The sequence below is a fragment of the Vibrio sp. B1REV9 genome (genome assembly GCF_905175395.2).
Taxonomy (GTDB): Bacteria; Pseudomonadota; Gammaproteobacteria; order Enterobacterales; family Vibrionaceae; genus Vibrio; species Vibrio alfacsensis.
Genome location: NZ_HG992745.1, coordinates 726,764 through 740,828, shown reverse-complemented (window position 1 = coordinate 740,828; position 14,065 = coordinate 726,764). Strand labels below are relative to the sequence as shown.

Below are 14,065 nucleotides of genomic sequence, written 5' to 3'. Positions count from 1 at the left end.
CGCGCCCTAAAGCGAGAATCTAACAGAAGTATCGGAAATAAAGATGGACAAGATTAAAGTTGGACTGCAGTACTGGATCCCACAACACGGGCTAACGCGCCTTGTGGGTAAACTGGCTTCAGCTGAGGCTGGCGGTCTAACAACAGCTATCATTCGCTGGTTTATCAAACAATACAATGTGAACATGGATGAGGCAAAGCACTCCGATCCTAAACACTTCAAAACCTTTAACGAGTTCTTTGTTCGTGAGCTCAAAGATGGCGCTCGTCCAATTGCTGATGGTGAAAAAGTGATTACTCACCCTGCGGACGCATGCGTAAGCCAATTCGGTCCGATTGAAGATGGTCAGCTAATCCAAGCTAAAGGTCATAACTTCTCAGCACAGGAACTACTTGGTGGGGACGCAAAACTGGCAGAAGAGTTCCAAGACGGTTCTTTCGCAACATTGTACCTATCGCCTCGTGACTACCACCGTGTTCATATGCCATGTGACGGAACTCTACGCCAGATGATTTACGTTCCTGGAGACCTATTCTCAGTGAACCCACTAACCGCAGAGAACGTACCGAACCTTTTCGCACGCAACGAGCGCGTAGTATGCATCTTTGATACAGAGTTTGGCCCAATGGCACAAGTACTGGTTGGTGCAACCATCGTCGGTAGCATCGAACAAGTATGGGCTGGCACCATCACGCCACCTCGTGGTAACACGGTATTCAAATGGGATTACCCTGCAGAGGGTGACAAAGCCGTTATCTTGAAGAAAGGCGAAGAAATGGGTCGCTTCAAGCTTGGGTCAACCGTTATTAACCTGTTCGCAAAAGATGCTATCGCATTCGATGAAAGCATGGAAAATGGCAAGCCGACGGTAATGGGAACCCCTTACGCTCATCAACAGTAAGTTCTTTGCTCAAATCTATCTTAAATAGCCTCCGTTCTCGGGGGCTTTTTTGATGAAAAACAAAACTCTGTTCGAAATTTAACCTTTCTTATCCAAACTCATACTCACCTCTAAGTCCCTAAAAATACAATCGTTTAATCTAGCATCAGGAATGAACTGTGTAAGGGGCAGCCGATGCCGAAGATGAGTACGGACACACTGGTCAAATTACTGGTGTGCTTATTAGTTCCACTGGGTGTATTAATGATGCCCATAGACATGATCCCCATTGAAGATCTCACGTTAATTCAACATCGTCTTCTAGCAATATTTCTTCTTGCTGCATTGCTGTGGGTACTGGAGCCCGTCCCCGTTTTCGCCACTTCGATTCTGATTATCGCTCTCGAATTAATCATGATCTCAGACAAAGGCTTACACCTATTTCGTAACCCACCAGCGGGACACGATTTAGGAGAGTTAATTGCTTACACAGACATCTTCTCTGCTTTTTCCTCCCCTATCATCATTCTTTTTATGGGTGGTTTTGCTCTCGCGATTTCCGCTTCAAAATACGAACTTGATAACAACCTCGCCCGCGTATTGCTCAAACCATTTGGCACTCAACCTAAGTTCATCATGCTGGGGTTAATGTTGATCACGGCTGTGTTTTCCATGTTTATGTCTAATACGGCAACAACCGTGATGATGCTCGCTTTACTTGGCCCTATCGTGGCTGCTGCACCAAAAGGCGATTTAGGTGTTAAGGCGTTAGTGTTGTGTATTCCTATTGCCGCTAATACTGGTGGTATAGCGACACCAATCGGCACCCCTCCTAACGCAATTGCACTTCAATACTTAACGGGTGAAAACAGTATCGATTTCCTTTCTTGGATGATGATGGGCTTACCTTTCGTTTTAGTGCAGCTCACCATTGCTTGGTTCCTCCTACAAAAACTATTCCCAAGTAGTGAGCCAGAAATGAAGTTACGATTAAATGGTACGTTTAAGAAGAATTGGCGTGCTATTGTGGTTTATATCACTTTCGCCATGACGATAGTGTTGTGGATGACGACCAAAATACACGGAATGAATACCTATGTTGTCGCCATCATCCCACTTGCGGTGTTCACTCTTACCGGCATCATGGGTAAAGAAGAGCTAAAGCTGATTAACTGGGATGTCCTGTGGCTAGTTGCTGGTGGTATTGCCATTGGCATTGCTCTGGATAAAACCGGATTAGCAGAAGCCCTAGCCCACGCAATTGACTACGAAACATTATCACCATTTGCGGTTGTGGTTGCACTTTCCATTGTGTGTTGGTTGATGGCGAACTTTATGTCTAATACGGCAACAGCAAACCTATTGATGCCTATCGCGGCGGCCATTGGCGTATCTATGCCTAGTTTGGCTGCCATAGGTGGGTTACAAGGCTTACTTGTTGTCGTCGCGTTCTCTGCATCACTCGGTATGATCTTACCTGTATCAACACCACCAAACTCACTGGCATACTCAACAGGCTTAATCGAAAGTAAAGACATGGCCAAGGTCGGCTTAATCATCGGCTTAGTTGGTTTGTTTATCGTTTACGGCGCTGTTCTCATATTATTCTAGAACGCAGACCACTGAGGTGTGAACAAACACCTCAGTGGCTCTTCAATGATTTCTTTACTATCTGATCTATAAACCAATTTTCTTTAAAGCCCAGTTTCATATTCATTCAACAAATTTTTGAGCATTATTTGCACTGATTCCCTCAAGTATATCGAATAAATGTCGATATATACCTTACAGCCTTTCATGTCACTATTCGTACTTGAATCGTCTCATATCACTTGGAGTCACTGATAGTGACATTGAACTTCTTGTCTGTTTTATGAAGGTAGGACAATGAGAAACACAATAAAATTAAAAATACAGATTGCGATTGCAATCATTATCGCCATTGTTAGTGGCGTTCAAGCTTGGGTGTCGGTGAGTCAACTTCGTGAAGAAACATCTTCAACGCTCAATCGAGAAATCCAAAATATTTCTTACGCTACTGGCAATTACATCAGTGACTGGCTTGCGATTCGCAGCGACATGATGCTAGCCAACGAGAACCTAATCGCAAACACTGAGAATGCGGATAGGGAAATGCTGCTTACTAAACGGGCAGGCAAGTTCCTCTCTGTCTATGCGGGATTCTCTGATGGCACTATCGCTTACGGAGACAAAACTGAATCTTGGCCATCCGATTATGACCCACGCACTCGTCCTTGGTACCAAGATGCAATGTCTCAATCTAAGCTGATCATCACTGAGCCTTATCAAGACTTTGATGGCAGTATTGTGGTGAGCTTTGCAAAAGCCTTTAACCAAGGAAAACAAGGTGTACTGGCTGCTGACCTAACCGTTACAGACATCATCAATGAAATATTGAACATTAAAATTGATAACAATGGATTTGCATTTCTTGTTGATGGAAACAATAACCTCGTTGCGTACAAAGATGAAAATCTAAGCCAAAAACCGCTCACTGACCTTAACCCTAGCCTTACGCAAAGCACCATGATGAGCCTAGCCAATGATGCCCAATTGGAGACGATTCAATGGCCAAATCAAGGTGACAAACTGGTTTATATTGCGAAAGTACCTGGCACTGATTGGTCATTAGGCATCGTACAAGATAAAGAAATGGCATTTGCCTCAGTCTCAGAGCAAATCACATTTACAGCCATTGCCTCTCTCATTCTGTACCTTGTTATTGCTGCGATTAGTACTTACATCATCACTCGTTTACTCAATCCACTCCAAACGCTATCCGAAGCTATTTCTGAACTATCTCAAGGCGAGGGGGATTTAACTCAACGCATTAAGATTGAACGTATGGATGAAATTGGCGAACTGGCAACGCATGTGAACCAATTTCTAGCACAAATGCAGACTATGCTAAAAAGCATCGTTGAGGACAGTGAACAACTGTCCGTTCAAGCGAATAAAGCAAATGAACTCTCCGCTATGGCCGCCGCACGCGTTGAAAATCAGCAAAATGACGTCAACCAAATTGCAACTGCGATTCATGAAATGTCAGCAACAGCGGCAGAAGTCGCAAGCCACGCAGAACTGACGGCAAGTGCTTCACAAAACTCTGCATCGGCATGTATTGACGGACAAAATGTCATTCAGAAGAACCGTGAAGCGATTGTCGAGTTAGCAGAACAAGTGAGCGATGCCGCAAGCGTGATTTCTGAGTTGGAAGCGAATACGCAAAGCATCAACCAAATCCTGTCAACCATCCAAGGTATTGCAGAGCAAACCAACTTGTTGGCACTCAATGCCGCAATTGAAGCCGCGCGTGCTGGTGAGCAAGGCCGTGGGTTTGCCGTGGTTGCGGATGAAGTACGCGTACTGAGCCAACGCACTCATGGTTCAACGGAAGAAATCCGTACCATGATCGAAACATTGCAAAACAATACTAAGCTGGCGGTTCATAGCATGCAAAGCAGCACCAGCTTGGCAGATACCAGCGTTGAGTACGCTCAGCAGGCACACGACAGCCTAACGAGCATCACCAACTCAATCACAGAAATCAACGACATGGCAATGCAAATAGCGAGCGCGGCTGAAGAGCAGCGTGCGGTAAGCGAAGATATCAGCCGTAATACTCAAGGTATTAAGGATGATGCAGATGTCATTGCCGAGCAATCTCTCCAAAGCAGTGATGGGGCGCATCAAATGTTCGAAACTGCCAATACCATGCGCGAGAACATCAGTCGCTTTAAAGTCTAAACCATATCCTAGAAGCAGCTCAACGAGCTGCTTTTTTATTGGGACTGATAGACACTTTTCGATCTTTATAAATTCATGCATATTAGAGTATCTCCCCTGCTCTACAAGGATGTCTCGCAATCATGGGTTATGAATGGCTGGCGTTATGCGCCGCTTTCTTATGGGCTGTTTCTAGCTTAATTTCTGTTGTTCCCGCGCAGCATCTCGGTGCGTTTGCTTATAGCCGTTGGCGTATGGGTTGTACTGCAATGATTCTCTCTAGCATGGCATGGATAACGGGAGGTTGGCTCAGTGTCTCGACAGAACACATTACACCGATGATGGCGTCTGGTTTGATTGGTATTTTTATTGGCGATACTGCTCTGTTCGCCTGTTTGAATCGCATGGGACCACGCCAAGCTGGCTTACTATTCTCTTGTCACGCCGTCTTCTCTGCTATCTTAGGTTACTTCCTATTTAGCGAAAGCATGACTGGTACGGAGTTGATTGGTGCAGCCTTAGTCTTCAGCGGTGTCGTGATGGCAATTTTCTATGGTCGACGCGGGCAAGCCAGCAACGCACTAGAAGAGATCAAAGGCAACGTTTGGATTGGTGTCGGGCTCGGTTTAACCGCCGCTATGTGCCAGGCTCTGGGTGGCATCATCGCTAAACCTGTCATGCTAACCAATGTTGACCCTGTTGCCGCCTCCGCGATTCGTATGATCAGTGCTTTCGTCGCGCACTGTGCACTGTGGTTAATTGGCGCGAAAGTGGCTCGCGCAACGCAAACCATCACATGGAAAGTTTTTGGCATCACTGCATTAAACGGCTTTTTGGCCATGGCAGTGGGTATGACATTGATTCTATATGCCCTGCGTGAGGGTAACGTCGGGATGGTGGCGCTGCTTTCTTCAACAACGCCGATCATGTTGCTGCCATTGTTGTGGGTTTACACCAAGAAACGTCCGAATCGATTCGCTTGGTTTGGCGCTGCACTGGCGGTCATAGGCACTGGTATCCTAGTGCAATAGCTCAGGTTCAATGAGGGGCTATCGACCTTGGTAACTCACCGCCTTGCCAAACACAAAATGACAGATACAAAAAAAGCCCGAGTCGAACTCGGGCTTTTATCATTCTGAATCGTCAGTTAATTACTTAACTAGCACTTCACCAGACATTTCTGCAGGGATTTCTAGACCCGCGAGAGAAAGCATTGTTGGTGCAAGGTCAGACAGTTTACCGCCTTCTTTGAACTCAACCGCTTTGTCACCTACGTAAATTAGAGGTACTGGTAGGTTAGTGTGAGCAGTGTGGATGCCGCCAGTTTCAGGGTCGATCATCATTTCTGCGTTACCGTGGTCTGCCGTGATCAATAGTTGACCGCCAACTTCTTTGATCGCTTCAACCACTTTACCAACGCTTTCATCTAGCGCTTCGATAGCTTGCTCAGCCGCTTCGTAAACGCCAGTGTGACCAACCATATCTGCGTTTGGGTAGTTACAGATGATAGTATCGAACTTACCAGACTTGATAGCAGCAACCATCTTCTCTGTTAGCTCTGGAGAGCTCATTTCTGGCTGCATGTCATAAGTTGCTACTTTTGGAGAAGCAACAAGTTGACGCTCTTCACCTTCAAATTCGTTCTCAACACCACCGTTGAAGAAGAATGTAACGTGTGCGTATTTCTCTGTTTCAGAGATACGTAGCTGAGTTTGACCTTGCTTAGATAGCCACTCACCGTAAGTGTTTTCTAGAGACGCTGGTGGGAATGCGATAGCTAGAGGGATGTCAGCCGCGTATTGAGTCAACATCACGAAGTTAATTGCAGGGAATGCTGCACGCTCAAAGCCATCAAATGCAGGAACGAATGCACGAGTGATTTGGCGTGCACGGTCAGCACGGTAGTTCATGAAGATAACTGCATCGCCATCTTGCATGATTGCGTCTTCTTGACCATCTACTTTGATTGCCGTTGCTTTAACGAACTCGTCATTTTCGCCGCGAGCGTAAGCCGCTTCTAGACCAGCAACTGCCGTATCGAAAGTAAACTCTGCTTTCGCTTGAGTTAGAAGATCGTAAGCCACTTGAACGCGATCCCAGTTGTTGTCACGGTCCATTGCGTAGTAACGACCCACTAGAGAAGCAACGCGACCTTTACCTAGTTTCGCAAATAGGTCTTGGAAACGTTGTAGTGAGTTTTCTGCACTACGTGGTGGCGTGTCACGACCATCTAGGAAGCAGTGTAGGTAGATTTTCTCAGCGCCACGAGCGTTAGCCATTTCAACGGCTGCGTAGATGTGATCTTCGTGAGAGTGAACACCACCTGGAGACATAAGACCCATGATGTGTACTGCTTTTTCAGCTTTTACAGCAGAGTCGATAGCTTCTACTAGTGCTGCTGTCTCAGCAAATTCACCGTCAGCGATAGATTTAGTAATACGAGTTAGATCTTGGTATACAACGCGACCTGCACCGATGTTGGTGTGACCAACTTCTGAGTTACCCATTTGACCATCAGGTAGACCAACGTCCATACCTGAAGCAGAGATTAGAGTGTTAGGGTTGTTCGCAATCAGTGCATCCATAACTGGTGTTTTAGCATTTGCAATTGCGTTACTTGCTGTGTCTTCACGGTAACCGTAACCGTCAAGGATAACTAGAGCCAATGGCTTCTTAGCAGACATAGTGATGACCTCATCAAATTTAAGTAACTTTCGGCGTAGGGCTTCATTGCCCATCTAACCTTGAAACAAAACTAGCGTAATTTTACTACACTTTTTAACCAGAACTGTAGGTTAAGATCAAATAATGTTTGCGATTTATTGTTGCTATCTTACAAGTTAGCAAGCAATACGACTTTGTCTGCAAACGTGTTCCACAAGCATAGTCACTTTCAAGATGCTTTGTATAACCACCGAAATACTTAGGTGAAAAACTTTTTGTTGATACCTATATTGCGCTTTTGAACGTAGAAGTGAAGTCAATTACATCAATTAGAGTGATAGGAAACATCGATACTAAGATTGCAGGAATAACCACTCCAAAAGAACTTTAACGCAAGCGATGAGATCTCAATTATAGGTTAGAAAATTTTAACCCTCTCGCCTAAGACGATTAACCTCGCTATACTCCTGCTTTATTTTTCCGCCAACAGTGTAAGAGCTCAGGACATGCAAGAGTACATTGAATTTTTCCAACAGAACATGATTCTATCCTTAGTATGGGTAGGTCTTCTTGTCGCTTTCATCATGAGTATCGTGAAATCAGCGACCTCAGCATACAAAGAAATCAACGTTAACCAACTGACTCATCTTATGAACCGTGAAAACGGTATTGTGGTGGATATCCGCGCGAAAGATGAATTCAAAAAAGGTCATATCACCGACGCAGTTCACATTTTGCCATCAGATATCAAAGCGGGTAACTTTGGTAGCCTTGAAAACCAAAAATCAAACCCAATCATTGTGGTATGCAAAACGGGCCAAACCGCTCAAGAAAGCGCAAACCTACTAGCAAAAGCGGGCTTTGAAAATGTAAGCCTACTGAAAAACGGTTTGATTGCGTGGAACGAAGCGAACCTTCCACTCGTACGTGGTAAGAAATAAGGTCGCGGTGAAAACAATTTTACCGGCCTCGTTTTTATAAACTGAGCAAATTGAAAGCAGTTGACGCGTTAAGTTGTGATGCTTTGCACGTAATGAACGCTTCACCTAGTCAAGGCAAATTTGCTCAGTTAGTCTCAGGACAAAACATATTTCGAGGTTTAGAGGTTCTAGACCTAACAAATTTTTATTAAGGATTTAAAAATGGCTGAAGCAGCACCACAAGCAGCACAACAAAACTTCGCAATTCAACGCATCTTCCTAAAAGACGTTTCTTTCGAAGCGCCTAACTCACCAGTAATGTTCCAAAAAGAGTGGAACCCTGACGTTAAACTAGACCTAGATACTCAAAGCCGTGAACTTGGCGAGGGTGTTTACGAAGTTATCCTACGTCTAACCGTTACTGTTAAGAACGAAGAAGAAACCGCGTTCCTATGTGAAGTTCAACAAGGTGGTATCTTCACTGCTGAGCAAATGGAAGCAGGCCAACTAGCACATTGCCTAGGCGCATTCTGCCCGAACATCCTATTCCCTTACGCTCGTGAAACTATCTCAAGCCTAGTGGTAAAAGGTACGTTCCCTCAACTGAACCTAGCGCCAGTTAACTTCGACGCGCTATTCATGAACTACCTACAACAGCAAGCTCAACAAGGCGAAGCTGAAGCGTAATTCACGCTTTGTAAGTGACGTGTTGCATTCCAAATGAATGAATTCACGTCCTATACTTGAAAAAATGCACAAAGTGTCCAATTAGCGATGCGATGTGCATTTTTTATTTCTGAAAGATCCTAGTTCCTAATCCCTAGAGATCGTAAAATCTGGCGATTATGAACTAGATTCTACTAGTAGAAAGACAATTAGGCGGTAGCATGACACACGCAAATACCAACAATGCTTACGGTAAAGACATCGCAATGACGGTGATTGGCGCAGGATCATACGGTACTTCTTTAGCAATCTCGCTTGCTCGTAACGGCGCGAACGTCATCCTTTGGGGGCATGAGCCAGAGCACATGGCACGCCTTGAAGCAGACCGTGCTAACCATGAATTCCTACCTGGGATTGATTTCCCAGAGAGCTTGATCATTGAATCGGATTTAGAAAAAGCCGTTCAAGCAAGCCGTGACTTGTTAGTTGTCGTTCCGAGCCATGTTTTCGGTATTGTACTGAACAGCTGCAAACCTTTCTTGCGCGAAGATTCTCGCATCTGTTGGGCAACCAAAGGCCTTGAGCCAGAAACCGGACGTCTACTCAAAGAGGTCGCTTTCGATATTATTGGCGACAGCTACTCATTAGCAGTGCTATCTGGCCCTACGTTTGCCAAAGAGCTCGCTATGGGCATGCCAACTGCGATTTCTGTCGCTTCTCCTGATGCGGAGTTCGTTGCAGATCTGCAAGAAAAAATCCACTGCAGCAAAACTTTTCGTGTCTACGCAAACAACGATTTCATTGGCATGCAACTTGGCGGCGCGGTGAAGAACGTCATCGCAATTGGCGCTGGTATGTCTGACGGTATTGGTTTTGGTGCCAATGCACGTACTGCACTGATTACCCGTGGCCTTGCTGAAATGTGCCGTCTAGGCGCTGCACTTGGAGCACAACCAGAAACCTTTATGGGCATGGCTGGTCTTGGCGATCTTGTTCTAACTTGTACCGATAACCAATCACGTAACCGCCGTTTTGGTTTAGCGCTCGGCCAAGGGAAAGATGTCGATACAGCACAAGAAGAGATCGGACAGGTTGTTGAGGGTTACCGCAACACCAAAGAAGTTTGGATGCTTTCTCAACGAATGGGCGTTGAAATGCCAATAGTTGACCAAATTTATCAAGTACTGTATCAAGGGAAAGATGCACACCTGGCAGCGCAAGATTTACTTGCTCGTGACAAAAAAGCGGAAGGGAAGTAGCACTCTAACGCCCTTTGAACCTCATCTGAGAAGATTAAACGTTGTCGGGTCACGGAAGAACCACTCAGGATATTGAGAATGAAACACTGCGAAAAACAAAAAGTCTGGAACAAGATCGTTTCAGAAGCCCGTGAAATGTCAGAACAAGAGCCTATGTTGGCGAGCTTTTATCATGCAACCATCATCAAGCATGAAAGCTTATGTGCCGCGCTGAGCTACATTCTGGCCAACAAATTAAACACTGCATCCATGCCTGCAATGGCAGTACGTGAAGTGGTTGAGGAAGCTTTTTCGGCGGATCCTAACATCACGGATTTTGCAGCGTGCGATATTTGTGCCACGGTCAATCGTGACCCAGCAGTGTCAATGTACTCAATGCCACTACTGTATCTAAAAGGCTATCACGCTCTTCAAGGTTACCGCGTGGCAAACTGGTTGTGGAAACAAGGCCGTCATGCCTTAGCGACGTACTTGCAGAACCAAATATCCGTCGCGTGTCAGGTCGACATTCACCCTGCCGCACGTATCGGTAGTGGCATCATGTTAGATCACGCAACCGGCATCGTGATCGGTGAAACCGCCGTGGTTGAAAACGACGTTTCTATTTTGCAAGATGTAACCTTAGGCGGTACAGGTAAAGAGGGTGGCGACCGTCACCCTAAAATTCGTGAAGGCGTAATGATTGGCGCTGGTGCAAAGATCCTCGGCAACATCGAAGTAGGCGAAGGTGCGAAAATTGGCTCTTGTTCTGTTGTGCTGCAAGCGGTGCCTCCGCACACGACAGTCGCAGGTGTGCCTGCAAAAATCGTTGGTCGCCCAAAAACAGACAAACCCTCTCTCGACATGGATCAAGGCTTTAATGGTAAGTCACAAAGCTTTATCCATGGCGATGGCATTTAGTCATTTCTTCTTATTTGACACATACGTGGTAGGAAATTCTCAAGTGCGGAAACAAAATCACCCAGTACTACGCTCGGCTATTTTATTAACTTGTGCTTTATCTGCCACTTACTCCCTCACCTCTTCTGCCGCGAGTCAGCAAGAGCTAAAAGGCGTTTCGAGCGAAATCAGTCGTCAGAAAAAGTCATTAACCTCTCAAGAAAAGCAACTTAACGACCTGCAGCAATCGTTGAAAAGCCAAGAACTCGGCATCTCTAAGTTAGAGCGCGAAATCCAACAAACTAAAGCGGATTTAACGCAGGCCGATAAAAACATCCATAAATTAGAAGAGAAAATTGCTCTGCAAGAGGGACAACGTCAGGCGCAAGAAGAAGAACTAAAGCAATTGATTCAAACCTATTACGTCACCGAGCGTGCTAAAGCCAACGGCCACCTCTTAAACGAAGGCGTAGAGGAAGATCGAATTAGCCAATACTTCCAGCATCTTGCTAAAGCACGTGCAGAAGTAATTGATGCAATCACCAAAACCACTCAAGAATTGGCTCACAACAAGAACCAACTTGAATTGGAAAAAGAACAGATTGAAAGCTTACTAAAGCAACAATCGGAAAAACGTTCGTCTTTGGCAAGCACGCAATCGCAACGTAAAGGTACGTTGAGCAAGATTCAAAAGAGCATCACGGACGACAAACGCTATCTTGCAGAGCTACAGCGCAATGAGACTCGTCTAAAAGCAGAAATAGCGAAAGCTGCGAAACGTAACGCAGTACCTATGGACGGTATCGCAAAACAACGTGGCAAACTGCCATGGCCAATAAAAGGCCGTGTATTACATAACTTTGGTACCAAGCAAACTGGCCAAGTGAACTGGAAAGGCATGGTGCTCTCTGCCAACTATGGTCAGCAAGTCAAAGCGGTTTACCCTGGTACGGTGGTGTTTGCTGAATACCTACGTGGTTATGGTTTGGTTGTGCTACTCGACCATGGCAAGGGCGATATGACGTTATACGGCTACAACCAAGCGTTAACGAAAAAAGAGGGTGATAAGGTGACAGCCGGCGAGGTGATTGCTCTTGCGGGTGATACTGGCGGTCAAGACAGACCATCACTGTACTTTGAAATTCGTCGCAACAGTGAAGCGCAAAACCCAAAATCTTGGTTAAAGCGTTTATAGCTGCCGTTTGCAATTCCTGTTCTAAACCGCCTTTACAAAAAATCGTCGAACCACAAAAAACGAAGGAGCCACTCAGCTCCTTCGTTGCGTTCGCATTAAAGAAAACCCTGCATTCAAGAAAACGCTATGCGTAGTACGTCTCTACCGCATCAATAAAGGCCGCAAAATCATCTTTACTTAATGCATTGATGCCTGCTGCCGCTTCTCGGCCGCCACCCGTGGGGAACTGACCACACACTGACACGGCTCCTTGCTTGTTATTCAGTGGCGCACGAAGAGAAACCGTGTAAGTGCCATCTGCATTTTCAGTTAATACCGCATGCGCAGAGTCTGGGTTTTGGTTTGCAAGCCAATTGCCATAGACGCCACTAATTCGACGTGATGCGGCATTGTTTGGCAATACAAAAAGCTTGAGTTTTGAACTTTCATGAACGGCTGGTACTGCTTGCGCTGTATCCATATCTTGCTGATAAGCGGACTGCAATTGGTAATATGGCGATGCATTGTCTGCGATTGCATCGAATGGTGAGACGTATTGCTTTAAGGCTTGGTACAAGTCTGCAGGATGGAAATGAAGATCATCAACTTTTGAGCCATAGCCATTGTAGTTAATCAATGTACCGAGTTCTTTTAACTGCGCTTTCTGCCTTTCATCCAAGTCCGCTTTATCCGCTAACTCATCCGCTTTAGCAATCAAGTTGTCTCCATAAGCGGCCGTGATTGCCCATGTATGAAAACGCCCTTTCAACAACTTATCGACAATCAAAGCCGTACAAGTATTCGCATCAAGATCAATGTGCGCATCAAGATTTCCATGCGATGGGATCGTGCCGGAACGGTGGTGATCCGCATAGAAAACGTGAGCACCTTGAGCCAGAGCTTGTTCCAGTGCGCTCATATTTTTTTCCATCGACACATCGAAAATAGCAAGCTCATCACCGGCTTGCACTTCCACTTGTTCGACGAGCTTAATATCGCGCTTAACGCCAGTCACTAACTGTGTTTCCAGAGGATCAGCAAAACGCCATTGAAGCAAAGCAATGATGCCATCAGCATCACCATTAAAGACATCGTAGTTCATTAAACGATAGTTCCCTTACCGATAATTCATACTCTATTGTGCTCAGAGAGCCGAGCAAGTCAACTTACGAGGTGAATAGAAATGAGAGCTCAGCTCAAAAACAAATCAACAGGTCTAACCAGATTCACTGTGCACATCAACAATGAAGAGTGCTCAGTGCTTCTTCTAACAGTTGCAGCTGCTCCAAACCTTGTTCTGTAGCAACGGGCTTAACAACATTCAGCATTTGCAACATGCCTTGCTTAACCATTTGCTCTGTGATGTCAGTTTTTGGCGACATGGCTGATTGATACGCCAACCAACTGCATGCGATTAAATGTAAGGTACAAACCAGAGACTTCAACTGAGTATCGTCAATATGCAGCAACTTCAGAGAAACAAACTCTTGCACAATCGCAATCAAGTTAGCCTGTAGCTTGTCTTGAACATCGATGTATTCATCGTGTAACTGTTCGTCTCTCGACAAAATTTCCGGTAAGTTGGCGTAGAAGAAACGATATTTCCACATCAAGGTAAAGATAGAATCAAGATAGCTTTTTAACATGGTCAGGCTTTCTTGAGAGCCTTGAATCGGAGTAAAACGCTCTAATAACTCTGCAGAGTAAAGCGCAAAAATCTCACGCACGATTTCTTGTTTATTGCGGAAGTGGTAGTACAAATTTCCTGGGCTAATTTCAATGTGATCGGCTATGTGATTAGTCGTAATATTTCGCTCACCATGTTGATTGAACAGCTCCAGTGCTGCATAGACGATTCTGTCGCGCGTTTTCATCT

Annotated in this window: 12 protein-coding genes; 9 read left to right on the top strand and 3 right to left on the bottom strand. The window is 45.3% G+C overall.

From position 1 onward, the window contains the following. The first annotated feature begins 43 nt into the window (after positions 1-43). The 4 genes from asd to KHN78_RS08890 all read left to right on the top strand — a co-directional run bounded on the left by asd (position 44) and on the right by KHN78_RS08890 (position 5,658). Complete coding sequence (gene asd, locus KHN78_RS08905; RefSeq protein WP_211915821.1) at positions 44-901, top strand: archaetidylserine decarboxylase; 858 nt, start codon at positions 44-46, stop codon at positions 899-901. Positions 902-1,075: 174 nt separating this feature from the next. After that, positions 1,076-2,491 (top strand): SLC13 family permease, encoded by a 1,416-nt coding sequence (locus KHN78_RS08900; RefSeq protein ID WP_211915820.1) that lies wholly within the window; start codon positions 1,076-1,078, stop codon positions 2,489-2,491. Between the two features lie 276 nt (positions 2,492-2,767). Then, positions 2,768-4,648: a methyl-accepting chemotaxis protein gene (locus tag KHN78_RS08895; protein ID WP_211915819.1), complete on the top strand. Its 1,881-nt coding sequence runs from the start codon at positions 2,768-2,770 to the stop codon at positions 4,646-4,648. Between the two features lie 122 nt (positions 4,649-4,770). Beyond that, positions 4,771-5,658 (top strand): DMT family transporter, encoded by an 888-nt coding sequence (locus tag KHN78_RS08890; RefSeq protein WP_211915818.1) that lies wholly within the window; start codon positions 4,771-4,773, stop codon positions 5,656-5,658. Between the two features lie 120 nt (positions 5,659-5,778). Here KHN78_RS08890 and gpmM read toward each other — a convergent pair whose 3' ends face one another. After that, positions 5,779-7,311, bottom strand: a complete 1,533-nt coding sequence (gene gpmM / locus KHN78_RS08885) for a 2,3-bisphosphoglycerate-independent phosphoglycerate mutase (RefSeq protein WP_211915817.1) — start codon at positions 7,309-7,311, stop codon at positions 5,779-5,781. A gap of 486 nt (positions 7,312-7,797) precedes the next feature. Here gpmM and KHN78_RS08880 point away from each other — a divergent pair, with 486 nt between their 5' ends. From KHN78_RS08880 to KHN78_RS08860, 5 genes are all read left to right on the top strand, one after another. Continuing rightward, positions 7,798-8,232: a rhodanese-like domain-containing protein gene (locus KHN78_RS08880; protein ID WP_128809955.1), complete on the top strand. Its 435-nt coding sequence runs from the start codon at positions 7,798-7,800 to the stop codon at positions 8,230-8,232. Positions 8,233-8,433: 201 nt separating this feature from the next. Beyond that, positions 8,434-8,898 (top strand): protein-export chaperone SecB, encoded by a 465-nt coding sequence (gene secB, locus KHN78_RS08875; protein WP_128809954.1) that lies wholly within the window; start codon positions 8,434-8,436, stop codon positions 8,896-8,898. A 200-nt stretch (positions 8,899-9,098) separates the two neighbouring features. Further along, positions 9,099-10,136: an NAD(P)H-dependent glycerol-3-phosphate dehydrogenase gene (gpsA, locus tag KHN78_RS08870; protein ID WP_128809953.1), complete on the top strand. Its 1,038-nt coding sequence runs from the start codon at positions 9,099-9,101 to the stop codon at positions 10,134-10,136. Between the two features lie 78 nt (positions 10,137-10,214). Next, a complete protein-coding gene (gene cysE / locus KHN78_RS08865; RefSeq protein WP_211915816.1) occupies positions 10,215-11,036 on the top strand; it encodes a serine O-acetyltransferase in 822 nt (273 codons plus the stop codon). 25 nt (positions 11,037-11,061) lie between these two features. Further along, the gene (locus KHN78_RS08860) at positions 11,062-12,210 is read left to right on the top strand and encodes a murein hydrolase activator EnvC family protein (RefSeq protein WP_211916527.1); all 1,149 of its coding nucleotides are present in this window, start codon (positions 11,062-11,064) and stop codon (positions 12,208-12,210) included. 124 nt (positions 12,211-12,334) lie between these two features. Here the strand turns inward: KHN78_RS08860 and KHN78_RS08855 are convergent, their stop codons facing one another. Together KHN78_RS08855 and KHN78_RS08850 are read right to left on the bottom strand one after the other, a co-directional pair. After that, a complete protein-coding gene (locus tag KHN78_RS08855) occupies positions 12,335-13,291 on the bottom strand; it encodes a DHH family phosphoesterase (RefSeq protein ID WP_211915815.1) in 957 nt (318 codons plus the stop codon). A gap of 136 nt (positions 13,292-13,427) precedes the next feature. Beyond that, positions 13,428-14,063, bottom strand: coding sequence for a TetR/AcrR family transcriptional regulator (locus KHN78_RS08850; RefSeq protein ID WP_211915814.1), 636 nt, complete (start codon positions 14,061-14,063; stop codon positions 13,428-13,430). Positions 14,064-14,065 lie beyond the last annotated feature (2 nt).

Coding starts and splice junctions, on each gene's coding strand:
- asd (WP_211915821.1), top strand. CDS start 44: ATGGACAAGATTAAAGTTGGACTGCAGTACTGGATCCCACAACACGGG.
- KHN78_RS08900 (WP_211915820.1), top strand. CDS start 1,076: ATGCCGAAGATGAGTACGGACACACTGGTCAAATTACTGGTGTGCTTA.
- KHN78_RS08895 (WP_211915819.1), top strand. CDS start 2,768: ATGAGAAACACAATAAAATTAAAAATACAGATTGCGATTGCAATCATT.
- KHN78_RS08890 (WP_211915818.1), top strand. CDS start 4,771: ATGGGTTATGAATGGCTGGCGTTATGCGCCGCTTTCTTATGGGCTGTT.
- gpmM (WP_211915817.1), bottom strand. CDS start 7,311: ATGTCTGCTAAGAAGCCATTGGCTCTAGTTATCCTTGACGGTTACGGT.
- KHN78_RS08880 (WP_128809955.1), top strand. CDS start 7,798: ATGCAAGAGTACATTGAATTTTTCCAACAGAACATGATTCTATCCTTA.
- secB (WP_128809954.1), top strand. CDS start 8,434: ATGGCTGAAGCAGCACCACAAGCAGCACAACAAAACTTCGCAATTCAA.
- gpsA (WP_128809953.1), top strand. CDS start 9,099: ATGACACACGCAAATACCAACAATGCTTACGGTAAAGACATCGCAATG.
- cysE (WP_211915816.1), top strand. CDS start 10,215: ATGAAACACTGCGAAAAACAAAAAGTCTGGAACAAGATCGTTTCAGAA.
- KHN78_RS08855 (WP_211915815.1), bottom strand. CDS start 13,291: ATGAACTACGATGTCTTTAATGGTGATGCTGATGGCATCATTGCTTTG.
- KHN78_RS08850 (WP_211915814.1), bottom strand. CDS start 14,063: ATGAAAACGCGCGACAGAATCGTCTATGCAGCACTGGAGCTGTTCAAT.